Origin of the sequence: Candidatus Poriferisodalis sp. (assembly GCF_965208485.1) — a bacterium.
Lineage (GTDB): Bacteria > Actinomycetota > Acidimicrobiia > Acidimicrobiales > Poriferisodalaceae > Poriferisodalis.
This window is the reverse complement of record NZ_OZ242344.1, coordinates 4417501-4443474: the sequence shown is the minus strand read 5'-3', so window position 1 is coordinate 4443474 and position 25974 is coordinate 4417501. Positions and strand designations below refer to the sequence as shown.

The 25974-nt window shown below is 66.5% G+C and carries 23 protein-coding genes and 2 rRNA genes (1 of these 25 only partly in view); 2 read left to right on the top strand and 23 right to left on the bottom strand.

Annotation, left to right across the window (positions count from 1 at the left end):
- Window positions 1-123 precede the first annotated feature (123 nt).
- Both ACOGXQ_RS20230 and ACOGXQ_RS20225 read right to left on the bottom strand, forming a co-directional pair.
- Window positions 124-426 carry a hypothetical protein gene (locus ACOGXQ_RS20230; RefSeq protein WP_419945400.1) on the bottom strand — a complete coding sequence of 101 codons (303 nt, stop codon included), beginning with the start codon at window positions 424-426 and terminating at the stop codon, window positions 124-126.
- A gap of 99 nt (window positions 427-525) precedes the next feature.
- Window positions 526-1269, bottom strand: a complete 744-nt coding sequence (locus ACOGXQ_RS20225; RefSeq protein ID WP_419945399.1) for a helix-turn-helix domain-containing protein — start codon at window positions 1267-1269, stop codon at window positions 526-528.
- Between the two features lie 197 nt (window positions 1270-1466).
- On the opposite strand from ACOGXQ_RS20225, the gene ACOGXQ_RS20220 reads away from it, so the two are divergent.
- Window positions 1467-2579 carry an LLM class flavin-dependent oxidoreductase gene (locus ACOGXQ_RS20220; RefSeq protein WP_419945398.1) on the top strand — a complete coding sequence of 371 codons (1113 nt, stop codon included), beginning with the start codon at window positions 1467-1469 and terminating at the stop codon, window positions 2577-2579.
- 43 nt (window positions 2580-2622) lie between these two features.
- Here ACOGXQ_RS20220 and ACOGXQ_RS20215 read toward each other — a convergent pair whose 3' ends face one another.
- From ACOGXQ_RS20215 to ACOGXQ_RS20180, 8 genes are all read right to left on the bottom strand, one after another.
- Window positions 2623-3111 (bottom strand): type II toxin-antitoxin system HicB family antitoxin, encoded by a 489-nt coding sequence (locus ACOGXQ_RS20215; RefSeq protein WP_419945397.1) that lies wholly within the window; start codon window positions 3109-3111, stop codon window positions 2623-2625.
- Between the two features lie 3 nt (window positions 3112-3114).
- On the bottom strand, window positions 3115-3321 hold the full coding sequence (locus ACOGXQ_RS20210) for a type II toxin-antitoxin system HicA family toxin (protein ID WP_419945396.1): 207 nt from the start codon (window positions 3319-3321) through the stop codon (window positions 3115-3117).
- A gap of 72 nt (window positions 3322-3393) precedes the next feature.
- Window positions 3394-4680: an ATP-binding protein gene (locus ACOGXQ_RS20205; protein ID WP_419945395.1), complete on the bottom strand. Its 1287-nt coding sequence runs from the start codon at window positions 4678-4680 to the stop codon at window positions 3394-3396.
- Between the two features lie 110 nt (window positions 4681-4790).
- Complete coding sequence (locus ACOGXQ_RS20200; protein WP_419945394.1) at window positions 4791-5318, bottom strand: type II toxin-antitoxin system HicB family antitoxin; 528 nt, start codon at window positions 5316-5318, stop codon at window positions 4791-4793.
- Between the two features lie 5 nt (window positions 5319-5323).
- Window positions 5324-5545: a type II toxin-antitoxin system HicA family toxin gene (locus ACOGXQ_RS20195; protein ID WP_419945393.1), complete on the bottom strand. Its 222-nt coding sequence runs from the start codon at window positions 5543-5545 to the stop codon at window positions 5324-5326.
- 58 nt (window positions 5546-5603) lie between these two features.
- On the bottom strand, window positions 5604-6233 hold the full coding sequence (locus ACOGXQ_RS20190) for a DUF4143 domain-containing protein (protein WP_419945392.1): 630 nt from the start codon (window positions 6231-6233) through the stop codon (window positions 5604-5606).
- A 59-nt stretch (window positions 6234-6292) separates the two neighbouring features.
- Entirely contained in the window at window positions 6293-7219 is a 927-nt protein-coding gene (locus ACOGXQ_RS20185; RefSeq protein WP_419945391.1) for a tyrosine recombinase, read from the bottom strand.
- Between the two features lie 2 nt (window positions 7220-7221).
- Complete coding sequence (locus tag ACOGXQ_RS20180; protein ID WP_419945390.1) at window positions 7222-8901, bottom strand: CTP synthase; 1680 nt, start codon at window positions 8899-8901, stop codon at window positions 7222-7224.
- Between the two features lie 203 nt (window positions 8902-9104).
- Here ACOGXQ_RS20180 and ACOGXQ_RS20175 point away from each other — a divergent pair, with 203 nt between their 5' ends.
- Window positions 9105-10598, top strand: a complete 1494-nt coding sequence (locus ACOGXQ_RS20175) for an amidohydrolase family protein (protein WP_419945389.1) — start codon at window positions 9105-9107, stop codon at window positions 10596-10598.
- A 71-nt stretch (window positions 10599-10669) separates the two neighbouring features.
- Here ACOGXQ_RS20175 and ACOGXQ_RS20170 read toward each other — a convergent pair whose 3' ends face one another.
- The 13 genes from ACOGXQ_RS20170 to ACOGXQ_RS20110 form a co-directional block, all read right to left on the bottom strand.
- Entirely contained in the window at window positions 10670-11788 is a 1119-nt protein-coding gene (locus ACOGXQ_RS20170; protein WP_419945388.1) for a hypothetical protein, read from the bottom strand.
- Between the two features lie 37 nt (window positions 11789-11825).
- Window positions 11826-12803 (bottom strand): glycosyltransferase, encoded by a 978-nt coding sequence (locus ACOGXQ_RS20165; RefSeq protein WP_419945387.1) that lies wholly within the window; start codon window positions 12801-12803, stop codon window positions 11826-11828.
- On the bottom strand, window positions 12800-13855 hold the full coding sequence (locus ACOGXQ_RS20160; RefSeq protein WP_419945386.1) for a copper transporter: 1056 nt from the start codon (window positions 13853-13855) through the stop codon (window positions 12800-12802). Before ACOGXQ_RS20160 ends, ACOGXQ_RS20165 begins: the two co-directional genes overlap by 4 nt.
- A gap of 12 nt (window positions 13856-13867) precedes the next feature.
- The gene (gene steA, locus ACOGXQ_RS20155) at window positions 13868-14959 is read right to left on the bottom strand and encodes a putative cytokinetic ring protein SteA (RefSeq protein ID WP_419945385.1); all 1092 of its coding nucleotides are present in this window, start codon (window positions 14957-14959) and stop codon (window positions 13868-13870) included.
- A gap of 89 nt (window positions 14960-15048) precedes the next feature.
- Window positions 15049-16695, bottom strand: a complete 1647-nt coding sequence (gene recN, locus ACOGXQ_RS20150) for a DNA repair protein RecN (protein WP_419945384.1) — start codon at window positions 16693-16695, stop codon at window positions 15049-15051.
- A gap of 7 nt (window positions 16696-16702) precedes the next feature.
- Window positions 16703-17575: an NAD(+)/NADH kinase gene (locus tag ACOGXQ_RS20145; protein WP_419945383.1), complete on the bottom strand. Its 873-nt coding sequence runs from the start codon at window positions 17573-17575 to the stop codon at window positions 16703-16705.
- The gene (locus tag ACOGXQ_RS20140) at window positions 17572-18567 is read right to left on the bottom strand and encodes a TlyA family RNA methyltransferase (RefSeq protein WP_419945382.1); all 996 of its coding nucleotides are present in this window, start codon (window positions 18565-18567) and stop codon (window positions 17572-17574) included. Before ACOGXQ_RS20140 ends, ACOGXQ_RS20145 begins: the two co-directional genes overlap by 4 nt.
- A 64-nt stretch (window positions 18568-18631) precedes the next feature.
- Window positions 18632-19651 carry a 2-oxoacid:ferredoxin oxidoreductase subunit beta gene (locus ACOGXQ_RS20135; protein ID WP_419945381.1) on the bottom strand — a complete coding sequence of 340 codons (1020 nt, stop codon included), beginning with the start codon at window positions 19649-19651 and terminating at the stop codon, window positions 18632-18634.
- 87 nt (window positions 19652-19738) lie between these two features.
- Window positions 19739-21619, bottom strand: coding sequence for a 2-oxoacid:acceptor oxidoreductase subunit alpha (locus ACOGXQ_RS20130; protein ID WP_419945380.1), 1881 nt, complete (start codon window positions 21617-21619; stop codon window positions 19739-19741).
- 95 nt (window positions 21620-21714) lie between these two features.
- Complete coding sequence (locus ACOGXQ_RS20125) at window positions 21715-22773, bottom strand: class I fructose-bisphosphate aldolase (protein WP_419945379.1); 1059 nt, start codon at window positions 22771-22773, stop codon at window positions 21715-21717.
- A gap of 478 nt (window positions 22774-23251) precedes the next feature.
- On the bottom strand, window positions 23252-23851 hold the full coding sequence (locus tag ACOGXQ_RS20120; protein ID WP_419945378.1) for a hypothetical protein: 600 nt from the start codon (window positions 23849-23851) through the stop codon (window positions 23252-23254).
- 637 nt (window positions 23852-24488) lie between these two features.
- A 5S ribosomal RNA gene (gene rrf, locus ACOGXQ_RS20115) occupies window positions 24489-24605 on the bottom strand.
- A 114-nt stretch (window positions 24606-24719) separates the two neighbouring features.
- A 23S ribosomal RNA gene (locus ACOGXQ_RS20110) occupies window positions 24720-25974 on the bottom strand; it runs 1853 nt beyond the window's last position.

The window sequence follows — 25974 nt, the reverse complement described above, 5'->3', positions numbered from 1 at the left end:
ACCGCCCCTCATCCCACAAAAAGGCGAAGGACCTAGTACTTACATACATTCATGGCAACAACAGACGTTTGACCACTGTCCTGCCATACCCTTGTGACGATGTCCGCTTCGTCGGCCCTCAACTCACGAAGCAGAACTGAACGCCAGTCGGTCGATCCGGTCGGGCTTGGCGGGGCGGAAGATGTCGGTGAGGCGGCGAGCGTGTGAGGGGCTCATGCCGATGCGGCGGGCCATCTCCGCCGCAGTGACGTTCGCATCGAGCATGGCTTCGTGGAGGGCGAACCGCGCCGCGACTGGCGGTGACACTGCCACGAGCACCTGACCGGGTTCCGGCTCGCTGGGCTCCGGCAGGGGTTCGTTGCTGTCGACGCAGAAGCTCAGCGCCGTTTCGAGGCAGTCTCGCAGGTTGTCGTTCACTTCCTGCACCGACCAGCCACAGTATGTGCCGCGTGGACGTCCGGAAAGACAGCGAGGCACCAAGACCTGCTCGCCGAGTGACGGATACGGCGCGGCGCGGCGTCCGAGCTACTCGTCGGGGTTGTGAAAGCGAGCGGCTTTGGCGAGCTCGCGGACCTCGGCGCGCTCATCCGGCGTGAGGCACTCGAAGTCAGGTGCGTGCAGCTTGTCGGTGAGCGATTCGATCTCGTCGCGTGCGTCAGCGAGGTGGCTGACGTCGGGATAGGGCTTGGGCCAGCCGAAGAACTCGGCGTTCCACTCGCCCGCCGGACCCGACAGGATTGCCTCGAGCGGGCCCATGCCAAGCGCTTGCACTGCGACAGCGTGACGGCCAAAACGCAGCTCTCGCATGATCTGGGCCATGAAGAACGCATGCGCGGCCCCGGGCCCGTCGGGCCGAGGCATGTCTCGCCAGCCGACGAACGTCGGTGCACCTTGGGGGACAGCGGCGTCCACAACTCGCTCGAGCAGCTCGCCCATGCGGCCGGCGCCTTCCATCCCGGCGAGCCGCTTCTCGCCGTACTCGGTGCAGATGTCCGCCCAGATCAGCGCCCCCTGCGACGGATTCATGACCGCACGGCCAGCTTCGGTCGCCGAGCGCATGGTGTCGGGATTCCAGAAGAAAGCTGCCCCGATCACGTTGTCGACAGGGCACTCGCCGAGCACACCCAGCCGGCCGGTTGCATACGCACCCAGGCCCTCTGCCATGCCGCGCTGCGCTGCTTTTTCCAGCGTGGACGGGTCCATCAACCAGTCCATCGCCAGCATTCCCACTGAGCCGCGCATGCTGCGCGCTACCGCCGTCGTCTCCATGACTGAGTTCCCCCCAGTGTTCTCCTGCTTCGAGTCGGCCTGACGCTAACCGCCCTGCCCTCGATCATGCATGGCTCGTCGCGTCCAGCCCGGCGCCCGGTTGGCGCCCTTGAATCGCCACGGCCGCGGCGTGGCGAGAATCTGCCTAACATTAGATTTTGGCCCCGACATCGGCGGCCGGACCCAGGGGGCACGTCATGCACGTCGGTTATTCGGCCGTCTTCCAGAACCCGGAGAATGCGCTCTCAGACCGGGAGGTTTGGGATCAAGAGATCCTCATGGTCGAAGAAGCTGAGGATCTCGGTTTCGATTCGATCTGGACGGTGGAGCACCACTTCACCGACTACACGATGTGCCCCGACCCGGTGCAATTCCTGACGTGGGTTGCCGGCAAGACGAACCTGCAGCTCGGCACGGCGGTGATCGTGCTGCCGTGGCACGACCCGATGCGAGTCGCCGAGCAGGTGACCGTGCTGGACAACCTGTCCGACGGCCGGCTCATCCTGGGCATCGGGCGCGGCCTTGCGCGGATCGAGTACGAGGGTTTCCGGGTGGACATGAACTCCAGCCGGGAGCGCTTCCTGGAGTACGCCAAGATGCTCATCGAGGGCCTCGAGCAGGGGTACGTGGAGCACGACGGCGACTTCGTGCAGCAGCCCCGCCGCGAGATCCGCCCCCGGCCCGAGCACTCCTTCAAGGGTCGCACCTACGCCGCGGCTGTTTCGCCCGAAGGCATGCCGCTCATGGCACAGCTCGGCATCGGTCTGCTGGTGATCCCCCAGAAGCCGTGGGAGATCGTCGAGGCCGACTTCGCCGCCTATCACGGCGAGTGGGTCAAGCATCACACCGCGCCGCCGCCCCCACCGCTGTCGGGCGGGTTCTGCTTCGTCGACACCAAGGCCGATCGTGCCGAGGAGAAGGCGATGGAGCACATCTGCAACTACTACGGCACGGTCATGAAGCACTACGAGTTCGGCCCCAAGCGGCCGCACGAGGGCGTCAAGGGCTACGAGTTCTACGAGGGCATTTCCAAGTACATCGATCGTCACGGCGCGCGTGGCGCTGCCGAGGACTTCGCCCGCCTGATGCCGTTCGGCACGCCCGATCAGGTGCTCGAGAAGATCCAGGTCATCAGAGACAAGATCGACATGGCGGCCTTCTTCCCGAACCTGAGCTTTGCCGGCATGACCTGGACCGAGGCCCGCCGCAACCGCGACCTGTTCGCCACCGAGGTGCTGCCCGTGCTCAAGGAATGGGACACCCCGCCCGTCGGCCTCGCAGCCACCGAACTCGCCACCGCCGCCGCATAAACGACTGCGCGGGCCACATGCCTGCCGCTTCGGGCGCTGCCGCCTAGACGGCCGGGGCAGGATCGGGGGTTGGTGCCCACTGTTCGAGCGGGGAGGCTTCGGTGACCATCTGGATGCCGACAGCGGCGAGTGCTCGTTCGATCCGGTCGGGTTTGGCGGGCTTGAAGATGTCGGTGAGGCGACGGGCATGGGAGGGGCGCATGCCGATGCGGCGGGCCATCTCCGCAGCAGTGACGTTCGCAGCGAGCATGGCGTCATGGAGGGCGAACTGCGCGGCGACCGGCGGCGACACCGCCACGAGCACCTGACCCGGTTCGGGTTCACTCGGTGTCGGTAGCGGCTCACCGTCGTGCAGGCAGCCGCTCAGCGCGGTCTCGAGGCAATCCCGCAATCGGCCGTGTGTTTCCTGCACAGTGTCGCCGCAGGTGTGCGCGCCGTGTACATCGGGAAACGTCGCGTTGTAGCCCTCGCGCCCTGTGTCGCGCAGGTGCTCTTCGTCAAGCCAGATCGTGCACGGATACTCGTACTTCATCGCTCAGAACTCCCGCTTGTCAATTCCGAGGTCACGCAGAACGCTGCGGAGCGTCCCCGGCTTCATCTCGCCTCTCGGCAAGTAGGTCCGTCGCTCTCCCAACCGCACTTCGGCGTGGCTGCCCTTGCCGAGTTCGGGCCGATAATCGACCGCCAAGCCACGATTGCGAGCGTAGCGGCGCAGTCTGCGCAGGAACTCCCGGTCGGTCATGCGCGGCAAGACCACTTCCGCAGCGACCTCGCGTCAACCGATTTTCTGAACGGGCACTTGGGATGCGGGCTGTCAGGGTGCGAGTTGATCGAGGGGGACGATGGCGATGCCGTCGGTGGTCTCGTATGCGTGTCCCGACGCGGTGATCACGATGAGCCGTCGGGGGGCGCCGACGCGCTCGGTGTCGACGTGGTCGCGCAGCCAGCGCAGCGACGTGACAGCCCGCTCAATGAGCACCGGGCCTCCGAGCTTGATCTCCGCCGCCGCCCAGTCTCGGTGGCCACGGGTGATGACGGCGTCGATCTCGTGGCCGGCGCTGTCCTGGCAGTAGCGGACCTCGGCTCTGCAGGCCTGCGCGTAGACGCGCAGATCGCGGATCGCGAGCGACTCGAACAGCAAGCCGAGCGTTTCGAGATCGCCGTGCAGACCGTGCGGGGTGGCGCCGATCGCCGCGGCCGCCAAAGACGGGTCGACGAAGTAGCGCTTGGGCTTGACTCGCAGCGTCGCCTTGCTGCGCAGATGCGTCGCCCACGCTGCGAGCGGCTCGATGACGAACGCCTCGATGAGCCGCGCGGTATGGCGCCGGACGGTTTCGCGGCTCGTGGCGCCGCCGGCACCGGCGGTGTCGTCGATCAGCGTCTTGACCGATGCTGCGGTCGCCTCGTTTCGTCCCAGCGAGGTGAGCAGGGCGCGCATCTTTGCCGGATCATGCGCCGGCGGGCCGCCGGTGGCGAGGTCGATGCGTGCGATGTCGTCGAGGTAGTCGCGCAGGCGGTCGAGCGCGTCCAGTGGGCTGAGCTCGATGAGGTCGGGCAGACCGCCGCGGCAGACGAGGTCAGCCGCTCGGCCGATGCCGGAAGCGCCCGCGCGGCCAGTGTCAGCGGCGCACGGCTCGCCGTCGAGGAGCCCTCGCAGCGATATGGCGCCTGTCGAGTCTCCGGACTCGAACAGCGACATCGGGCGCATCCGCAAGCGGGCGACTCGCCCGGCACCGCTGTGATCGGTCAGCTCGTGGGTGGGCTTGACCGAGCCGGTCAGGATGAACTGCCCCCGCAGAGCACGGTCGTCGCACGCGTGGCGCATCGCGTTCCACAAGCCCGACGCGAGGTGCCACTCGTCGAGCAGCCTCGGCGTGGCCCCCTCCAGGAAGGACCGCGGCTCGATGGCCAGCTGCAGCCGGGTGGAGTCGAGCTCGTCGAAGCGAACCTCGCTGGCCGCGAAGCGCCGGCCTGTCCACGTCTTGCCGCACGCTCTCGCGCCCTCTACGACCACCGCTGGCGCGACCTGAAGCAGCCGTTCCATCTGAGCGTCGACCACGCGGGGCAAATAGCCCGCCGGCGCCAGCAAACTTAGCTCCATCGAGCAAAATATAGCACTTGCATAGTGCAGAAAACATGAAATACACTATGCAAAAAACAAGTTCAGCACTGTGCAACTTGAAACCGCTGCCCGACAGCGGTCCATTTCGATCAATGAGCCGGCCCGCTCTTTCGAGCGGTGTGGGTTGACTCGAGGGCCGGGGCAGGATCGGGGGTTGGTGCCCACTGGTCGAGCGGGGAGGCCTCGCTGACCATCTGGAGGCCCACGGCGGCGAGTGCTCGTTCGATCTGGTCGGGCTTGGCGGGCTTGAAGATATCGGTGATGCGGCGAGCGTGGGAGGGGCGCATGCCGATGCGGCGGGCCATCTCCGCAGCAGTGACGTTCGCAGCGAGCATGGCGTCATGAAGGGCGAACTGCGCGGCGACCGGCGGCGACACCGCCACGAGCAGCTGGCCCGGTTCGGGCTCGCTGGGCTCCGGCAGCGGTTCGTTGCTGTCGATGCAGAAGCTCAGCGCCGTTTCGAGACAGTCCCGCAAGTTGTCGTTCACTTCCTGCACCGACCAGCCACCCGTATGTGCCGCGTGGACGTCCGGAAAGACAGCGAGGTAGCAGGTCCGTCCCGTTGCAGCAGCTTCCTCTTCGTCGCGTTCGATGATGCAGGGATACACGTAACGCATCGGCTTCAGAACTCCCTCTTGTCGATGTCGAGATCCCGCAGCATCGTGCGCAGCAAACCCGGTCCGAGTTCCCCACGCCGCACGGTAGTCGTACGATGGCCCAGTCGAATCTGCGCATGACTGCCCTTGCCGCGGTCGGGCAGGTACTCGACCCTCATGCCGTGTCTGCGCGCGTAGCGGCGAAGTCTGCGCAGGAACTCCTGGTCGGTCATGCGCCGCAACACCACTGCAGCAGGTTCCTCGCGTCAACCGATTTTCTGGACGGGTACCTCGGACGCTGAGTTGTCAGGGCGCCAGTTGATCGAGGGGGACGATGGCGATGCCGTCGGTGGTCTCATATGCGTGTCCCGACGCGGTGATCACCATGAGTCGTCGGGGGCGCCGAGGCGCTTGGTGTCGACGTTGTCGCGCAGCCAACGCAGCGACTTGACGGCCCTCTTGATGAGCACCGGGCCTCCGAGCTTGATCTCCGCCGCCGCCCAGTCTCGATGTCCACGGGTGATGATTGCGTCGACTTCGTGGCCGGCGCTGTCCTGGCAGTAGCGGATCTCGGCTCTGCAGGCCTGCGCGTAGACGCGCAGATCGCGGATCGCGGATCGCGAGCGACTCGAACAGCAAGCCGAGCGTTTCGAGATTGTCGTACAGACCGTGAGGGGTGGCGCCGATTGCTGCGGCTGCCAGCGACGGGTCGGCGAAGCAGCGCTTGGGCTTGACGCGCAGCGTCGCCTTGCTGCGCAGATGCGTTGCCCATGCCGCGAGCGGCTCGATGACAAATGCCTCGACGAGCCGTGCGATATGGCGCCGGACGGTTTCGCGGCTCGTGGCGCCGCCGGCACTGGCGGTGTCGTCGATCAGCGTCTTGACCGATGCTGCGGTCGCTTCGCTTCGTCCGAGCGAGGTGAGCGGAGCGCGCATCTTTGCCGGATCATGTTCATATTCGGCAACTGCCCAAGACCGGCTTTTTCGGCGCCCTGCTAGTAGCGGGCGCGGGGGTGGGCTTGGCGGTAGACCTCGGTCAGGCGTTCCTGCGAAACCGCCGTGTAGCGCTGGGTGCTGGAGATCGACGCATGACCCAGCATCTCCTGCACGCTGCGAATGTCTGCCCCGCCGTCGAGCATGTGAGTCGCACAAGAATGCCGCAGCACATGGGTCGTGAGCTGGTCCGGTCCGAGACCGACCCGCTCGCCGTGGCGCCGCACGATCAGCCACACCCCCTGGCGGGTGATCCGGCGACCCCGGGCATTCAGGAACAGCGCCGCCGCATCATCGCGGGATCGCCACTTGACAGGCTCGATGGCGCCCCGTCCGGCGCCGCTCAGCCACTCCCCTACGGCGAATGCAGCGTGCCGGCCCACCGGCACGACCCGCTCCTTGCCTCCCTTGCCCCACACCCTCATCAGCCGCTCGTCGAGGTCCACGTCGCCCAGCGACAGCGCCACCAGTTCGCTGGCACGCAGCCCCATGCCGTAGAGCACCTCCAGCATCGCTCGGTCCCGTCGCGCCAGCGGATCGTCCCCGACCGGGGAGGCCAGCAGATCGGCAACCTGGTCCTGGCGCAGCGCGCGTGGCAGCCCGGCCGGCGTGCGCGGCACATCCAGGGCTCCCGCGGGATCCGACGACGCGAAGTCCTCTGCGACGAGAAACCGGTACAGGCCGCGCAGGCTCACCGCTGTGCGCGCGACCGTTGAGGGGGCGCGCTGCAGCTCGTCGCGTAGGTGCGAGAGGTAGGCGGCGATATCGCCTGAACCGGCGGCCAGCAGATCGGCGTTCCGTTCGGTCAGCCACGCCGAGAACGCTTTGAGGTCGGCCCGGTAGGACGCCACCGTGCGCGCCGCCCGGCCGCGTTCGTTCGACAGCCAGCCCAAGTAGTCCTCTGCCTCTACGGCCAGTCCAGCGGCCACGGTCAGTCCGGCGGACGAATGCCTGGCGGTTCGGTGCCGAGCGCTCCCGCGGCAGGAGTTGCAGGCAGCAGTTGCGGGTTGCGTCCCTCTGCCCGGGCGAGCGCAGCGCCCACTAGGCCGCAGAACAGCGGTGCCGGCCGGTTGGGGCGACTCTTGAACTCGGGGTGCGCCTGGGTGCCCACCCAGAACGAGTGACCGTCCAGCTCGATGAACTCCGCCAGGCGACCGTCGGGCGAGAGCCCGCTGCACTGCAAGCCGGCCTCTGCCATGCGCTCGCGGTAGGTGCTGTTGACCTCGTAGCGGTGGCGATGCCGTTCGTTGACCAGTGTGTCGCCGTACATCGCGGCGACCCGGCTGCGAGGCGCCAGCCTCGCAACGTAGGCGCCGAGCCGCATCGTGCCGCCCTTGTCGGAGATGCCGCGCTGGGCGTGCATGAGGTCGATGACCGGGTGCAGCGTGTTGGGGTCGAACTCGGTCGAGTTGGCGCCCAGCAGGCCGAGTTCGTTGCGGCAGAACTCGACGACCATGACCTGCAGGCCCAGACACAGGCCGAGGCAGGGAATGTCGTTCTGGCGGGAGTAGGCGGCCGCGGCGATCTTGCCTTCGATGCCGCGTGAGCCGAACCCACCGGGGATCACCATGCCGTCGAGGTGCCGCAGCCGCCCAGCGGCGAGCAAGCCCTCGATTTCCTCGGAGCGGATCCACTCGATGTCGACTTCGACGCCGTGGTAAGAGGCGGCGTGGCGCAGCGCCTCGACGACCGAGAGGTAGGCGTCAGGCAGCGTGACGTACTTGCCGATGATGCCGATGCGCACCTTCGCCTGCGGCGCATTGATGCGTGCGAGCATCGCCTCCCATTCGGCGAGGTCCGGCTCGACGTCGTCCAAGCCCAAGATGCTCAAGAGGAAGCTGTCGAGTCCTTCGGATCGCAGCACCATCGGTATCTCGTACAGGATCGACGAATCCGGTGCGTTCACGACCCCGGCCAGCTCGACGTCGCTCAGATTGGAGATCTTGTTGCGGAGGCCATCCTCGATGGGTCCTTCACTGCGCAGCACGATGGCATCGGGCTGCACCCCGCGGCTGCGCAGCTCGGTGACCGAGTGCTGGGTGGGCTTGGTCTTCTGCTCGCCCGACGGGCCGATGAAGGGCACCAGCGTGACATGCACGTAGCAGATGTTCTGCCGGCCGACCTCGAGACGCATCTGGCGGATTGCCTCGAGGAACGGCAGGATCTCGATGTCGCCGACAGTGCCGCCGACCTCGGTGATGACCACGTCCACGTCGCTGGTCGCCAGCTTGCGGATGCGTTCTTTGATCTCGTCGGTGATGTGCGGGATGACCTGCACGGTCCGGCCGAGATACTCGCCGCGACGCTCGTCCGCGAGCACTTTCTGGTAGATCGATCCGGTCGTGGCGTTCGAGTCGCGGGTCAGCGACACGTCGATGAACCGCTCGTAGTGGCCGAGATCGAGGTCGGTCTCGCCGCCGTCGTCGGTGACGAACACCTCGCCGTGCTCGTAGGGGTTGAGCGTGCCGGGGTCGACGTTGATGTACGGGTCCAGCTTCTGCATCGTGACCCGCAGGCCCCGCGCCACGAGCAGGCGCCCGAGGGACGCTGCGGTGAGTCCTTTGCCAAGGGAGCTGGCTACTCCGCCGGTGACGAAAATGTGCTTAGCCACGCGGCTGGGCCTGTGGCCTGGCAGCGCGTGAACCCGTCTCCGACGAGGACGGGGAACGAGATCGGAGAGCAAGAGGTTCGTCGACAAAAACGCCGGGCCGAGACATGTTCCTTCCTCGCTGGCTCTCCCGCATGTGTTCTCAAGCTACCGTCGCTTCGGACAGGGCTGGCTGATGCAGGGCTGGCTGATGCAGGCGGGAGGCCATGAGCGACACCGGCGACCGACCAGAGGGCGTTGCACAGAACCCCGCGCCAGCGGATCTGCTCGTGCACAGCGCAGACCTGCTGGCCACATGCGACTCACAGCGTCGCGAGATCGCCGACGGCTGGGTCGCGATCACCGATGGGATGATCAGCGCAGTGGGCGGATCATCCGAGGCGCCTCCGCCCGCAACGCTCCGCATCGATGCGCGCGGCTGCTTGGTGACGCCTGGACTCATCAATACCCATCACCACATGTACCAGAACCTCACCCGCTCCTACGCTCCGGCGCTGCGGGGCGGCCTGTTCGACTGGCTCACCACGCTCTACCCGCTGTGGGCGCGCCTCGACGAACAAGGCGCGTACTTGTCGGCATGGGTCGGTCTGGCCGAGCTTGCCCTGGGAGGCTGTACCACCAGCACCGACCACCTCTATGTGCATCCCCGTGGCGCCGGGGACCTGATCGCTGCGGAGATCAGAGCGGCGACCGAACTGGGCATGCGCTTCCACCCCACCCGGGGCTCGATGTCGCTGGGCCAGTCCGGCGGCGGGTTGCCGCCCGATGAGGCCTGCCAGACGCGCGAGGAGATCCTGGAGGACTCGGAGCGGCTGGTCGCGACCCACCATGACCGTTCGCCGGACGCGATGGTCCGCATCGCGCTTGCGCCGTGCTCGCCGTTCTCGGTCTCGACGGATCTGATGACAGCAACAGCCGAGATGGCCGAACGCCTCGATGTGCGGCTGCACACCCACCTGTGCGAGGACCCGGGCGAGGACGGCTTCTGCGTCGAGATGTTCGGCATGCGGCCGGTGGAGTATTTCGAGCACTGCGGGTGGGGCACAAGTCGTTCGTGGATCGCGCACGGGGTGCAGCCCAACCCTTCCGAGATCGCTCGTCTGGGCAGATGGGGCACTGGCGTGGCGCACTGCCCGAGCTCGAACCTGCTGCTCGGCGTGGGTCTCGCGCCGGTGCGCGAGCTGCGAGCTGCCGGTGTGCCGGTGGGCCTCGGCGTGGACGGCTCGTCCAGCACCGATTCGGCATCTATGTGGACCGAAGCGCGCAACGCGCTGCTGGTCGGGCGGCTGCGCGACGGCCAGCGCAACCTGAGCGTCGAGAAAGGCCTGGACAGCGGTCGCCCTGCCGCTGACGCCAACCGAGACGGCCCCGAACAAGACAGCACCGTGTACTTCTCCGCCCGCGATGTCCTGGATGCGGCGACCCGAGGCAGTGCAGGGTGCTTAGGCCGGGAGGGCGAGATCGGAGAGCTGACTCCCGGTGCGTGCGGCGACCTGGTGGTGTGGCAGTTGGACGGGCCGGCTTTCGCCGGCGCACTGTCCGACCCGATCGAAGCCTGGCTGCGCTGCGGCCCGCTGTCCGCCCGCGAGACCATCGTGGCCGGCCAGCCCATCGTGACCGACGGCCGCATCGTCCATCCCGCCCTCGACGAACGACTCGCGGCGCATCGGCTCAGCGCCGCTGCCATGCAGCGGGCATAAGACCCAGCGCCGCTGCCATGCAGCGGGCATAAGACCCAGCGCCGCTGCCATGCAGCGGGCATGGCTGAAGCTCAGCAATGGCGGCAGGGCGAGCCAAGCCGATCCAGCCATCGCAGCGGGGGCACTGCGTCGATGACCCGGCTGAACGACCAGCGCTCGCTGGCAAGATTCAGCGCCGCCAATGCTGCCAGCACTGCCCATTCGACCGTCGCTGGGTACGCCGCGACGGTGGCCATTCCCAGCAGGGCACCGAGCGGATTCACTCCCACATCGCCCTGCATGTGCTGTTCGGCCATCTCGCTGCGCAGCAGCCCCACTGCGGCCCCCACTGCCGCCGCAGCCCAGATCACTGACTCGGCGGTGTCAGCTCCCAGTCCGAAGCGGCCGGGCGAACTGGACGCCACGATCGCCGCTGGCGCAAGTCCCACCAGCCACCACGCCAGCGCCGTCTTCGTGGCGCGCCCCGGTACCCGGTCCAGCAGGTTCAGCAGGTTCGCCCCGAGCGCAACGATCAGCGCACCACGCACCAGTGCCATCAGGCTCCACATCGCCTCGGGACCCGTGCGCAGCCCCAAGGCGTGCAACACCGGATCGAGCCAGTCCGCGGAATTCGCTCCGGCGATGCGACGAGCCTCCCCCGGGTCGCCCCAGAGGGCGACCTGCGCTCCGATCAGGGCCACGACGGCGCCGCCCACGGCTTTCTGCAGGCCGGTCGTCAACGCCCGCTGACGCCAGCTCAGACGAAGATGGCCGATGAACCCGCTCGATACGCGCTGATCCGCCTGGCTGCCACGTTGGTCGTCGCGGTAGCCGAGCCACCCGAATCCCACCAGCAGCACAAGCGCAGCGATGCACCCGGCGATCGTGGCCGCGTCCGGAGAGCGGGCCAGCAGCATTTCTTGCTGCGGCGGATGAACGGCCCACTGCCGTTCTCCTTCGGGCAGCGTGGCCGACACGATTGCTGCGATGACGACAACGACGGCAGAGGCAGCGATGACGATGAGACCTGAGACTGCGACCACCCGATGGTCTCGGTAGTTCGGTCGGATCCAGCGCTCTCGCCTCATGCGCCGCCTGAGCCAGCGCCAGATCACCGCTGCCAACGCCAGCGCAGAGACAAGCGTCGCGAGCAGCACCACCGATGCCTGCGGCCCGCTGGAGATGTAGGCCAAGCACGGTGCGGCAGTCATCGCCCGGTGTCGGCAGGCGCGGAAAAGACCTGCACGCTCACGAGTCGTTCGAGGAGCGGCGCAGCCGCAGTCTCAGCCAGGTCCGCGCCCGCTGGCGCCACCTCACGCCGAGTCGTGATTCGATACGCCGCCATTGGATCGACCTCAGCCGTGACGTGGCGTTGCGCAGCGACGGCTGCCGCAACGAGCGCAACCGCCGCCCAGGCCACGAGCGCAGCGCCGATCGCCGGCGACTCAACATGCGGCGACCTAGACGGCGCCGTTGCCCCGATGCCGGCTGAGACCTGCGTCGCCCAGAAGTCCGCACTCGGCTGAGCAGCGATGCCGCGAGGTGAAAGACCGTCTTGGAGCAGCCAGCGCGAGACACCGCCGCCCTCCAAACGTCCCGGCCGATGCGGGCACGGTGGACGAAGCCGCTGAGGTCGCGCCCGCTGGGTCGGTGCTCGAAAGCGATCTCGATCTCACGGATCGTGGCGCCACGGGCGGACGCGTCGAGTGTCAGACCGAATTCCAGCCCGAAACGCTCGGCGAGATCCACCGAGCGCAGCAGCGATCCCCGTACCGCGCGCTGACCTGACAGCGGTTCGGCCAGCTCCAGGCCCGTCTCGGCGCGAGCGACCTGGGCTGCGAGTGCCTTCACCAGGCCGAACCCGCTGGGCCGGTCCGGAGGGCCGAGCACCGCGATCGCCATGTCGGCCAGTCCTTGCGCGACCGGTTCCAGCAACCCGCCTGCCAGTGCTGCGCTGTCGCCCAAGTCAGCGTCGATGAGCAGGTACACCTCGGGGGCACCCGAGGCGGCGACCCCCGCCGCGATCGCATCCCCCTTGCCGCGGTTGCGGGCGAACTCGACAACGCGGGCCCCGGCGGCCGCCGCAACGGATGCGGTGCTGTCTGCCGATCCGTCGTCCACGACGATGACATCGAGCACGTCGGGCACCGTCCGCAGCGCCGTCACCGTGGCGCCAACGGTGTCAGCCCGGTTGTACGCCGGCACAATCGCTACCGCATGCGTCATGGGGGACCCAATCCGTGACTGACGACTGACGACGAGTAATGGGTGACGTCGGGCAGCTTCGTCAGCGCGACCAAGAGCGCCAAGTCTCCCGAGAACGTGTGCACCTGATCGACGGTCGAGAATGAGTTCCACAGCAGCGGGTCAGACTGGACCCGAGCAGTCACCGCGCCGTAGGCAGCGCTCGCTGCACCCACGGCGGGGACCTCGACGACGACACCGGTGCCGTCGTGCCCCTCATCGGCGATCGCGCGGAGCAGTTCGAACACAAAGTCCTCATTCAGCCCCGCAGCAGCAGCGTCAGTGACCACGACGAGCCGCAAACCCTCCCCGCCGAGCAGATGCAGCGCCACGGCGCCGGTGCCGTCGTGGGAGACCAATCCGAGATCGCGCAGCACGGTGAGCGCAGTGCGCGTCCGCGGCACCGAGGAGAACCCGCGCGAGAAGCCATCGAGGGCGCCGGCGTCGGTGATGGCACCGACATCGGCCGTGGCGCCCGATCCCGCTTCGGCGGGCCGGAACAGCGCCTGCGGCACGAGAAAGCGCAGGGCTCTCTGCACTGCAGCGCGGCTGCTGCCGGCAAGCGAGTACGCCTCGGCAATCTCGGTGCGCACCGTCTCGTCGTCGAGGCGCAGGTCGTCGCTGAGCCACAGCACCCCGCCGAGTTGGGTCTCGGTAGCGGAGATCCGGTCTCGGATTGCGGCGACGGTCGCGGGGTCGACGGTCTCCGCTGCGACGACCAGCGTCATGGTGTCGCTCAGGCGTCCCTGCGGGAGGTAGGGACGCACGAGATCCTCCACCTCGAATCGCTCCGAGCGCGCTCCTTCGACGCTTGCGAGTGCTTCATCGCGCGCAGCCAAGGCTTCGTCGCGGACCGCCTCAGCCTGCGCTGACCGGTCGATCGCATCCTGCGTATCGGCCTGGAGCTGGTCCACGCGCGATTCGAGGTTGCTCACCAGCACCGAGTCCACGAACGTCGAACCGAGCGCCAGGCCGATCGCCAAGGCCAGGAATACTGCTGCGATGGACACGATGTGGTAGCGGAGATTGATCACGCTGCAATCCCGTCAGAAGCCCATGTTGATCCACAGCGTGCGCAGCAGCAGGCGACCCGGCTCGGTCACGGCGGCGATGACGGCGATCGTGAGGAGGGCCGAGACGATGAGCATCGCCATGTCCCGTTTGCGCACCTGGGTGCGGTACAGCCGGCTCACGCCCTTGGCGTCCACCAGCGCTGATGAGACCTGCATGCGGGTGAGGAACGTCGATGCCATGCCGCTTCGACCCTTGTCGAAGAAATCGACCATGGAAGTGTGCGATCCGACTTCGACGATCTGTTCTGCTCGCTGCTCGAACGCCAGCCGCAAAGCAAGGTCCTCGCTGGTGCCCGGCGCCGCAATGACGTCGTAGTCAAGGCCCGCGTCCTCGAGTCTGCGAGCTCCCGGCGCGCCCCCGGAGGGGTAGCCGTGCACGATGAGCTGAGCCCCGCAATTCAACGCTCGCTGCGAGACCGAGTCGAAGTCGCCGATGATGATCTGGGGTGTGAGACCTGCTTCGAGCAGCGCGTCGGCGCCTCCGTCCACACCGATGATCACCGGCCGCATGTCGGCCATGTAACCCGAGCGCCGCAGCGCAGCCAGATCCTCCCGGTAGTCGATGCCGCGCACCACCACCAGCGCGTGCCGGTGCCGCAGATCATGGCGCAGCACGGGGACCTCCAACTCGTCGGTGAGTATCTGCGGCTCTTGATCCAAGTACTCCAGCGTGTTGCGGGCGAAACTCCCGAGCTCGCTGCGCACTGCGACGCGAGCCGTTTCGAGCACGCTCTCGAAGTACTCGGCATCGCGGCGGTAGCCAGTGCCGATCAGCACGCCCTCACGCAGCACCTCGTCGTCCGCGACCATGATCTCGTCGCCGTCTCGCAGGGCCTCGAACGCCTCGATGCCGACGTCGTCCAGCACCGGCACACCGGCTTGAGCGAGCGTGAGCCCGCCCAGCGCGGGATACCTGCCGCTCATCGTCGGCACGGCGTTGACCACAGCGGACGCTCCCGCAGCGAGGAGTCCGTCCGCAGCGACCCGATCCAGATCCAAGTGGTGAATGACGGCGACCTCGCCGCGTTCGAGACGCGGAAGCAGGTTCTTGGTGCGGCGATCCACGCGACACCGCCCGGCAACCCCCGCATGGCGGTTGTTCCGGCGGTGACGCCAGCGCCGACGTGCCGAGTTCGCTCGCCGGCGGGTCGTTCTCACGGGACTGGACTGCCGATGGACGGGCTCTCAGCGGATAGAGGCGCGGACTGCAGGTGCGGTCGCTGAGCAGCAGCGCTCTCGAGCAGATCGCTTGCATGCTGGCGACCGCTGTCCCAGGACGGCTGACCTGAGAGCATCCGCGCCAATTCGGTCACGCGATCCGTCCCGCTCACCACGACGAGATCGGAGGCCACCGAGACTCCGTCGTCGGACTTGCGCACGGCTACGTGATGGTGAGCAAAAGCCGCTACCTGCGGCAGATGCGTCACCACCACGACTTGGTGATGCTCCGTCAACGACACGAGGGCCTGACCGACCGCCAGCGCGGCCTCGCCGCCGATGCCGGCATCCACTTCGTCGAACACCAGAGTGGGCGGGCCGTCGGTGAGGACCAGCCGCAGCGCCAGCATCACCCGCGCCAGCTCACCGCCGGAAGCGGCCTTCGACAACGGTCCCGGCGGCGAGTCCCGGTTGGCGCTGAAGAGCAGCTCGACGCCGTCGCTTGGCGGATCACCGGCAACGCAGACCTCCAGTGTCCCACTGGCCAGCGCCAGCGACGTCAGATGCCGTCGAACTGCTTCGGCGAGACCGGGTGCTGCGGCCCGGCGAGCGGAGGCCACAGCCTGAGCTTCGTCGCCGACGCGGAGCTGCGCCGCAGCAATGCCCTCCTCCAACTCGGAGGCAAGCTCCGCATGACGCTCGAGCTGCGAGAGACGCTCTGCTGCCCGGGCGCCGAACGCTGCCACTTCCGAAAGCGTGTCGCCGTACTTGCGAGTCAGCTCGCGCAGCAACTGATGCCGCGCACGCACTTCGGCCAGCGCCCGCGGATCGTCCTCGATGGCGTCGAGCACGCCTCTCAGCTGCGTCACCGTGTCGTCCATCTCCGCTGCCGCTGCCGACAGCCGATCATGCACAAGCGCAAATGCCTTGCGGCCGGCCAGAGCTGCCGCAGCGCTGCCCAGTCTGTCGATGGCACCGTCGTCGCCGGACAGCGCGCTGCGTGCTGCGTGGCCGTCGACAAGGTGGGCTGCGGCATCCGCCAAGAGATCTTCCTGCGCAGCGATCTGTTCGAGCTCGCCAGGATCGTCCAACCGGGCAGATGAGATCTCGTCGACCTGGTACCGGAGCAGGTCCATCTCCTGCACTCTGGCGCGCGCATCCCCTCCGAGCGCCCGCAGATTGTCCGCCAGTGCGCGTAACTCGTCTCGTGCGATCCGCAGCGGCCGCAGGTCGATGCCGCCCCAGCGGTCCAATGCGTCGCGCTGGGTGCGGGGACGCAGCAACGACTGGTGCTGGTGCTGGCCGTGCAGATCCACGAGTCCGATGCCGAGCTCGGCAAGCTCAGGCGCCGACGCCATGGCGCCATCCAGATAGGCGCGACTGCGACCTGCGGCAGGAATGACACGGCGGAGCAAGCGCTCGGCGCCGTCGGGGCTGACGAACCGGCCCTCCACGACCGCTTCGTCTGCACCAGCTCGCACCATCGCGGGGCCCGCGCGGCCCCCCATGAGCAGCTGCACCGCTTGGACGACGAGCGTCTTGCCGGCACCGGTCTCGCCGGTCAGCGCCGTCATGCCGCCGCCGAGCACCAGCCTGGCGCTCGAGATCACGCCAAGATTGCGCACTGCCAGCTCGGCCAGCATCGTGGACTCAGCGATCCTTGAGGCCGAACTTGTGCTTCAGCACGCGATGGAAGCTGTCGCCCCCTGCGGTGACGAATCGAGCTGTGCAGGCGGCACGCGTGACCACGAGCTCGTCGCCGGTCTGCAGCATCGTGGCGGATCGACCGTCCACGGCCGCCAGTGCCGGCCGCTCGCTGATCACCCGGATGCCGATCTCGGTGTCCGCCCCCAGCAGCAGCGAGCGATCGAACAGCATGTGCGGCGCAACCGGCGTGACCTGCAGCGACGAGTGCGTCGGGGCAACGACGGCCCCACCTGCCGACAGGCTGTAAGCAGTGGAGCCAGTCGGCGTCGACACGATGATGCCGTCCGCTGCGTAGGTGGCGAACATGTCGCCGTCGAGCCGTACCTCCAATCTGACGGTGTGGCCCGTGTCGCGCTTTTCGAGGACGACCTCGTTCAAGCCTGTCCACACCGCACCCTCATCGGGGTCGTCGGGTTCGGCGCCCGACGCCCTGCACACTGTTGCGGCGACCATCATCCGCTCGGAGATGCCCAGTGATCCCGCGAGGGCCGATGCGACAACGTCGATCAGCTCGGCTGGCTCGAACTCTGTCAGGTAGCCGAGGTGGCCGACGTTCACCCCGAGCACGGGCACTCCCGCGGCAGCGACCAAGTCGAACGAGCGCAGCATGGTGCCGTCGCCCCCGACGCTCACGGCGAGGTCGAGAGCCGTGCGAATCGGCTCGGCTGCGATCAGATCGCTGCGACCGATGGCTACCGCTTCACTGCGTCCCATCTCGACGGCATGGCCCTCATCGGAGAGCCAGTCCACCAGCCCCTTGGACGCCGACAGCGCCTCTGAGCGCTCAGCGTGGGCGACGACGAGCACCGCACTCATCGGGCACGTCCTGAGCAGGCGGATGCAGAGCCGAGTCCTCTCGTCACGTCACCTGTTCCTTCCCGCCCTTGTTCCTCATTCTCATTGGATATGGACTCACGGGCCGCTCGGGCCACGGCTTCGCCTGCCGGCTCAGCCTCTGGCGCTGCGTGGATCAATTCGGCGCGCCGTACCGCTTCGGCGGAAGCGTCGGCAAAATCGAAGCCGTCCGTGCCAGCGGGGTGGCCGGCAGTCGGCGGCCCGCCGCTCGCTGTCCGTCGGCAGTGCAGGAAGAACTCGACGTTGCCTGCCGCACCGCGTACCGGAGAAGGGACGACACCCGCTGGCGCGACGTCATGGGAGGACGCCGACGCTGCAACCTCGGACAGCACTCGTCTCCACACCGCCGAATCGCGCACGACGCCCTTGCCCCGCGAGGCCTCGCGGCGGCCGGCTTCGAACTGCGGCTTGACGAGCAGCACGAGGTCGCCGCCTGGTGCGATGCACCGGGCCAGGTTTGCCATCACCGTCCGCAGCGAGATGAACGACAGATCGGCAGTCACGAAGTCGGCCGACCCGCCTATGTCATCGGGTCCGAGATGTCGCACATTGCAGCCTTCTCGTACTGTCACGCGGGGATCCGAGCGCAGGCCCGCATCGATCTGTCCGCGACCGACGTCGATTGCCACGACTTCGGCTGCGCCGCGCTGCAGCAGGCAATCGGTGAATCCCCCAGTGCTCGCACCGGCGTCGAGTGCGCGCCGGCCGCGAACGTCGATCTTGAAGGAATCGAGGGCTGCATCGAGCTTCTGACCACCCCGTGACACGAACCGAGCGCGCTCGCCGCTGATATGGACCGGTTCGGATGCAGCCACCATCCGCGACGCCTTGTGCGCGACCGCACCGCTGACAAGCACCCGGCCACCGGAAATGAGCTCCTGCGCGGCAGTTCGAGACGGTGCCATGGCTCGGCGCACTAGCTCTCTGTCAAGGCGTCGTCGCACGGCTGTCATATGGCCGAAAGTACCAGCGCACTCGGCCGCCGCCGCAGAGATTTCTGGGCGAAAAGAGAACTCGTCAGACGAGCCAAGTGCCGCGTGAGCGCAGCATCTGGCCGATGTCGGCGGGACCCTGCTTCTGCTGGGCCGCGGCCAGCTGCCGCGTCGTGGCCATGGCGTACTCGCTGCGCCGCACGGCGCGGAACACGCCGATCGGTGTCGGCTCGAAGGGGCCACGAGCCAGCCGGGCCAGCATGAATGCCGTCGAGGGGTCGTGCTTGGACTCGTCATGAACCAGCAACTCGCCGGGACTCACGTCAGCGGTGTGGACGACCCGGGCGCAGCCGGCCTCATCGATCACGCCGAATTCTCCGTCAGCTCCGAAACGAATGGACTCGCCGTTGCGCAGCGGGATGAGGTTGGCGTCGCGATTCTGCTTCTTCGTGACGCCCTCGAATGCGCCGTCGTTGAAGACATTGCAGTTCTGGAAGACCTCGACGAACGCCGCTCCGTCGTGGGCATGCGCCCGACGGAAAGTGTCCATCATGTGCTGGCGGTCCATGTCATGAGTCCGGGCCACGAACGAGGCCTCTGCCCCGAGCGCGACTGCCAGCGGGTTGAACGGCGCATCCAACGAGCCCATCGGCGAACTCTTGGTGACCTTGCCGATCTCGCTGGTCGGGCTGAATTGGCCCTTGGTGAGACCGTAGATCTGGTTGTTGAACAGCAGCAGCTTGATCTTGACGTTGCGCCGGAGCGCGTGGATCAGGTGGTTGCCGCCGATGGACAGCATGTCTCCGTCGCCGCCGATCACCCACACGTCAAGGTCGGGGCGAGCCATCGCCAAGCCGGTCGCAATGGCTGGTGCGCGTCCGTGGATCCCGTGAACGCCGTAGGTGTTCATGTAGTACGGGAATCTGGCGGCGCAACCGATGCCCGAGACGAACACCGTGTTGCGCGGCTCGGCGCCGAGGCTCGGCATCAGCATCCTCAGCGCGGTGAGGATGGAATAGTCGCCGCAGCCAGGACACCACCGCACCTCCTGGTCGGAGGCCCAGTCGCCGGGCTGAGTCGTCGCTGTGAAGGACGTGTCGGTCATCGTGGTGCTCGCCTCTATGGGTTCTCTATGTGCTCGATGCTGTCGGTTTGCGCAGTTTTGCGCAGTCTTGTCATGCCGTGCGGGTGCTCACACCGATGCAAGCGACTCGAGTCGCTTGCGAACGGCGTCCGTCACTTCGCCGGTGGTGAACGGCACACCATCGATCTTGCCGATGTGCTCGACGTCGATCAGATACTTGGCGCGCACGATGTCGCACAACTGCCCCTTGTTCATCTCGGGGCATACCACGGCGCGGTAACGCCGCAGCACCTCGCCGAGGTTGGCCGGAAGCGGATGCAGATGGCGCAGATGCACCTGCGCCACTTCGAAGCCGGCCTCGCGCAACCTGCCTGCCGCCGCGTCGATGGCGCCCCACGTCGATCCCCAGCCCAGCACGACCAAGTCGGCGTCGGCATCGCCGACGACCTCGACGTCAGGCACGTCGACGCCGTCGATCTTGGCCTGTCGCAGGTCGACCATCAGCTGGTGATTCTCGGGCTCGTAGGAGATGTTGCCGGTGCGGTCCTCTTTCTCGATGCCGCCGATTCGGTGCATCATCTCCGGCGTGCCGGGAATCGCCCACGGTCGGGCCAGCGTTTCAGGGTCGCGCAGGTACGGCAAGTAGATGCCGTCGCCGTCCTCGTTGGTGCCGTTGAATTCCGTGGCGAAGTCGACGCCGATATCGGGCAGCGAATCGACGTCAGGCAACAGCCACGGCTCGGAACTGTTGGCCAAGTAGCCGTCGGACAGCACGATCACCGGTGTCCGGTACTTGAGCGCGATGCGACATGCCTCTATCGCGATGTCGAAGCAGTCGGCCGGGCTGCGCGGGGCCACGACCGGCAGCGGCGACTCGGAGTGCCGCCCGTACATAGCCATCATCAGGTCGGCCTGCTCGGGCTTGGTGGGCAGGCCGGTGGACGGACCGCCGCGCTGGATGTCCAAGACCACCAGCGGCAGCTCCAGGCTCACCGCCAAGCTGAGCGTCTCGCCCTTGAGCGCCAAGCCCGGACCCGACGTGGAGGTGAACGCAAGCGCCCCCCCGAATGCCGCCCCAACCGCGGAGGCCGCAGCGGCGATCTCGTCCTCGGCTTGGAAGGTCCGCACGCCGAAGTTCTTCTTCATCGACATTTCATGCAGGATGTCCGAAGCAGGGGTGATGGGGTACGAACCCAAGAAGACCGGCAGGCGGGCCAGCTGTCCCGCAACGATGCAACCCCACGCCAAGGCCGTGTTGCCGTTGACGTTGGTGTACTCGCCGGGCGCCAGCGGCGCAGGCTTCACCTCGTAGTGCGCCTCGAAGATCTCGGCGGTTTCGCCGAAGTTGTATCCGGCCTTGAAGGCTGAGGTGTTGGCATCGATGACCTGGGCGCGGCCCCGGAACTTGGTGTTGATGAACTCGAGCGTCGGCTCGACGGGGCGGGTGTACATCCACGAGATCAGGCCGAGAGCGAAGAAGTTCTTGGATCTCTCCGCGTCACGCGGCTTCACGCCGTGCTCAGCCACCGCGTCGCGGGTGATCTGGCTCATGGGCACGGGATAGGTCCGGTAATCGTCGAGCGTCCCATCGTCGAGAGGATTGCTGGCGTATCCGGCCTTTTCCAGATTGCGCTCGTTGAACGCATCGGTATTCACGATCAGCGCTCCGCCCTGCGCGAGATTGTGCAATTGGGCCTTGAGCGCTGCGGGGTTCATGGCCACAAGCACGGTCGGTGCGTCACCAGGCGTGGTGATGTCGAAATCGGAGATGCGTACCTGGAACGCCGAGACGCCTGCCAGCGTCCCTTGCGGCGCCCGGATCTCAGCGGGGAACTCGGGCAGCGTCGACAGGTCGTTGCCGAGCGCCGCCGAGATGCTCGTGAACTGGTCGCCCGTCAGCTGCATGCCGTCGCCGGAATCGCCGGCGAAGCGGATGATGACCTCATCGATCTCCTGCAGCGGCAGTTCGCGCGATGCGGTGTCGGTCACGGTTGCTCCTCGAAGAAATAGGGCGCTGGAGGTTGCGGCCGCTTCAGGCGACCACGCTAGCCGCGTCCGCGACGATGCGGCGGTGGGGAATCACCTCAGGCGATAGTCACCGCCGGGTCCATGTAGACGTCCTGGATAGCGCCGAGCAGCTCGACGCCCTCGGCCATCGGCCGCTGAAAGGCCTTGCGGCCTGAAATGAGTCCAATACCGCCGGCTCGCTTGTTCACGACTGCTGTCGTCACCGCCTCAGCCAGGTCAGTGGCACCCGAACTGGCGCCGCCGGAGTTGATCAAGCCCACGCGTCCCATGTAGCAGTTGGCCACCTGCCAGCGGCACAGGTCAACGGGATGATCGCTGGTGAGCTGGTCGTAAACGGCTGCATGGGTCTTGGCGAAACCCGGAACCGAGACGAATGCACCGTTGTTTTCGGGCAGCTTCTGCTTGATGATGTCAGCCTCGATCGTCACCCCGAGGTGGTTGGCTTGGCCGGTGGCGTCGGCCGCCACATGGTGGTCGATGCCCTCGACGTTGATCGCCGAGTTGCGCAGGTAGCACCACAGCACGGTGAACATGCCGAGCCGGTGCGCCTCCTCGAATGCCGCGGCCACTTCTGTGATCTGGCGGCCGCTCTCGGCCGAGGCGAAGTAGATCGTCGCCCCGACTCCCGCAGCACCGAGCTCATGGGCGCGGGCGACCGATCCGAACATGATCTGGTCGTAGCTCGCCGGGTATGTCAGCAGCTCGTTGTGATTGAGCTTGACGATGAACGGGATCCGGTGGGCGTACCGACGCGACACTGCGCCGAGCACGCCGAAGGTGGCGGCTACTGCGTTGCATCCGCCCTCGATGCCCAATTCCACGATGGACGCCGGGTCGAAGTAGATCGGGTTCGGGGCGAACGAGGCCGCACCCGTGTGCTCGATTCCCTGGTCTACCGGCAGGATGGAGACGTAGCCAGTGCCGCCGAGCCGGCCGCTGTCGAACAGCGATTGGAGGCTCCGCATGACCTGCGGGGAGCGGTCGGTGCCGGCTACGACCTCGGTCACGAAGTCGGGGCCGGGCAGGGTCAGCAGGTCCCGTCCGATGCCTTCGCACTTGTGGTCCAGCAGATAGGAGGCCTGGTCGCCCAGCAGGCACTCGATGTCAACGGTCACGGTCGGTAGTCATGTCGGCTGCGTGTCTCGCACGTTCAGGCGTCGCTGGTCCCTTGGTCGGTACATGGGGGCGGCAGACGCCGATCAACGGGTTCACTCTACCCGCGCCCCAAGATGATCGGCTGATCCGCGTGCCGTCGAGACACATGCGGATCCACCGATCTCAGCAGTCGCTAGTGCGGTGTCCACATACCTGCGCATGGTGACACCGAAGCAAAACACTGGAACTGCGGGCAAATCTTAGGTTCGCAAGCGCGCGAACGTTTGTGGACATCGCACTAGGAGACTGCTGATTTATTCGGATCCGGGCAAGTCTGCAATGCTCTGACCTGCGGCTTTGTGTCCGTGAATCGGCGATTTCGGCAATTGCTCAGCAGTCTCCTAGTGGTGCGTCGCGGGTTTCGTTGCACGGTGCGCTGGTCTTCTGACCTGTGCAAACAGCGGATGGCACCCCGCGAGCAAACCTCAGGACACACCGCTAGTCGCCCTGCGAGCCGAGCGCGTCGAGCCTGTCCTGCACGTCCACAAACCCGGGTTCGACCTCGGCAATCCGGGAGAACCCGCGCCGGGCCCGCTGCAGGTCACCCACCCGGTCGTACAGGTCCGCGAGTGCGTACCAGAGTCGCAGGTGGTGCTCTTTGGGTCGCTTGGGACGCAGCGGGCCCGCCTCGAGCAGGCGGATGGCGTCAGCCGGTCTGCCCTCGTCGGCGAGTGCCCCGGCGGCCACGATCCGGCCCTCCGTCATCGTCTGTGCGTCTGGATCGGCATGCCGCAGCCGGTCCCAGACATCGTGCACCTCGTTGAGCCGGCCCAGCGCCCGGTAGCAGTCCGCAAGGACGGGCAGCTGATCGACGGAGCCAGTCAGCTCCTCGTACTGCTCGAGCCGGTGAGAAGCGGCCATCCACCGGCCTAAGCGGTACAGCGCAAGACCGTGCAGTTCCTGCACCTCAGCTACGGCTGCGTAGCGGGACGCGAGCGGGCGCAGGACTGCGTGTGCATCTCCGAATCGCTCAGCAAGGAAGTCCTCGCCGGCTTCACGCAGGCGCCGTGCCAGCCGCGCCTGTTGTTCAGGCGACATGCCGCGAACCCCTGGCCCCTCAAGCTGCGGCGTGTCCAGTCGCACATTCGGCCGTCGACGAGGCTGGGTGCTCTCAGCGGGACGCGGGGCGGGCTGGAGCCACAGTGGCGGTTCCGGTCGCCTGCTTTGACGTTCAGGGGTCTTGGCAGCGTAGGCGTCACCCCGATCCGCACCGGGAATCGGATGAAGCACCGACGCTCCCTTGCGGGCCACGCCGCCCCAATCGGTCCGTCGCGCTGCTTTGCCAGCGACATCGTCGACCGGTTTGTCCATCCGATGCGTCGTCCGCTGTCCGCCTTGGCCGCGCCCCCGATCAGGATCACGCCGTCGGCCGCTGTCAGAGTTGTCGCGACGAACTTGCCCGCTCGTCGGGCCTCGACTCCGCCGCTCACGTCGGCTGTCATCACGCTCGCCGTCTTGGCGACCGCGGCGAGCGCCGCTGGATTCGCGGTCGCCGCCGCGTGCGACCCCGTCCCGGCGATTGCGCATCTGCGCTCCGCCTTGGTCGCGCCGAGGGCGCCGTTGCTGAGCGCGCCGTTGTGGGTCCTTGCGAGACGGGCGCCGGTTGTCTGCCACCCTGCGAGGGTAGGCCCCGAACGCGAAGAACCCCCGCCGCAGATGCGACGGGGGTTCAGGGTTCCGGCAGCGACCTACTCTCCCAGGGGAATTGCCCCCAAGTACCATCGGCGCTGACAGGCTTAACTTCCGTGTTCGGAATGGGAACGGGTGTGGCCCTGCCGCCATAACCACCGGAGATCTGTCGGTCCAGATCGCTGCACTGCGTTCGGACCTGCCGAACGCAGCATTCTGCACAGCGATGCACGCACAGCGCACGTTCGTGACGTGCACTTCCTCGAGGCTGAGTACCGATACCAAGCCCTCGGCCGATTAGTACCGGTCTGCTGAACACATTGCTGTGCTTACACATCCGGCCTATCAACGTGGTTATCTGCCACGGGCCTTACCTGGTTGTACCAGTGGGAGATCTCATCTTGGAACAGGCTTCGCGCTTAGATGCTTTCAGCGCTTATCCCTTCCGCAGGTCGCCAACCAGCCGTGCTCCTGGCGGAACAACTGGCACACGAGAGCTGCGTCCATCCGGGTCCTCTCGTACTACGGACAGCTTTCCTCAAATCTCCTACGGCTACAGAGGATAGGGACCGAACTGTCTCACGACGTTCTAAACCCAGCTCGCGTACCGCTTTAATGGGCGAACAGCCCAACCCTTGGGACCTGCTTCAGCCCCAGGATGCGATGAGCCGACATCGAGGTGCCAAACCTTCCCGTCGATATGGACTCTTGGGGAAGATGAGCCTGTTATCCCCGGGGTACCTTTTATCCGTTGAGCAACGACGCTTCCACACGCAATCGCTGGATCACTATGCCCTGCTTTCGCACCTGCTCGACCTGTATGTCTCACAGTCAAGCTCCCTTGTGTCATTGCACTCGACGACTGATTGCCAACCAGTCTGAGGGAACCTTTGGGCGCCTCCGTTACCATTTGGGAGGCGACCGCCCCAGTCAAACTACCCGCCTGGCACTGTTCCCGAACCCGATCAGGGTCCTGGGTTAGAGTTACGACATGAGCAGGGTCGTATTTCAAGGGTGACTCCACGTATGCTGGCGCACACGCTTCCTCGTCTCCGACCTATCCTACACAACACGTGCCACAACCCAATACCAAGTTATAGTAAAGGTCCACGGGGTCTTTCCGTCCTTCTGTAGCCAACGAGCATCTTTACTCGTACTTCAATTTCGCCGGGTCTGTGGTTGAGACAGTGGGAAAGTCGTTACGCCATTCGTGCAGGTCGGAACTTACCCGACAAGGAATTTCGCTACCTTAGGACCGTTATAGTTACGGCCGCCGTTTACCGGGGCTTAGGTTCACAGCTTCGCTCCGAAGAGCTAACCGTTCCCCGTAACCTTCCGGCACCGGGCAGGCGTCACAGCGTATACATGGTCTTACGACTTCGCACGCTGCTGTGTTTTTAGTAAACAGTCGCTTTCCCCTATTTTGTGCCACCCGTTCAGGCTCGGACAGCAAGTGCCGTCACCATCATGGGGTCATCCTTCTCCCGAAGTTACGGATGCAATTTGCCGAGTTCCTTAACCACAGTTCTCCC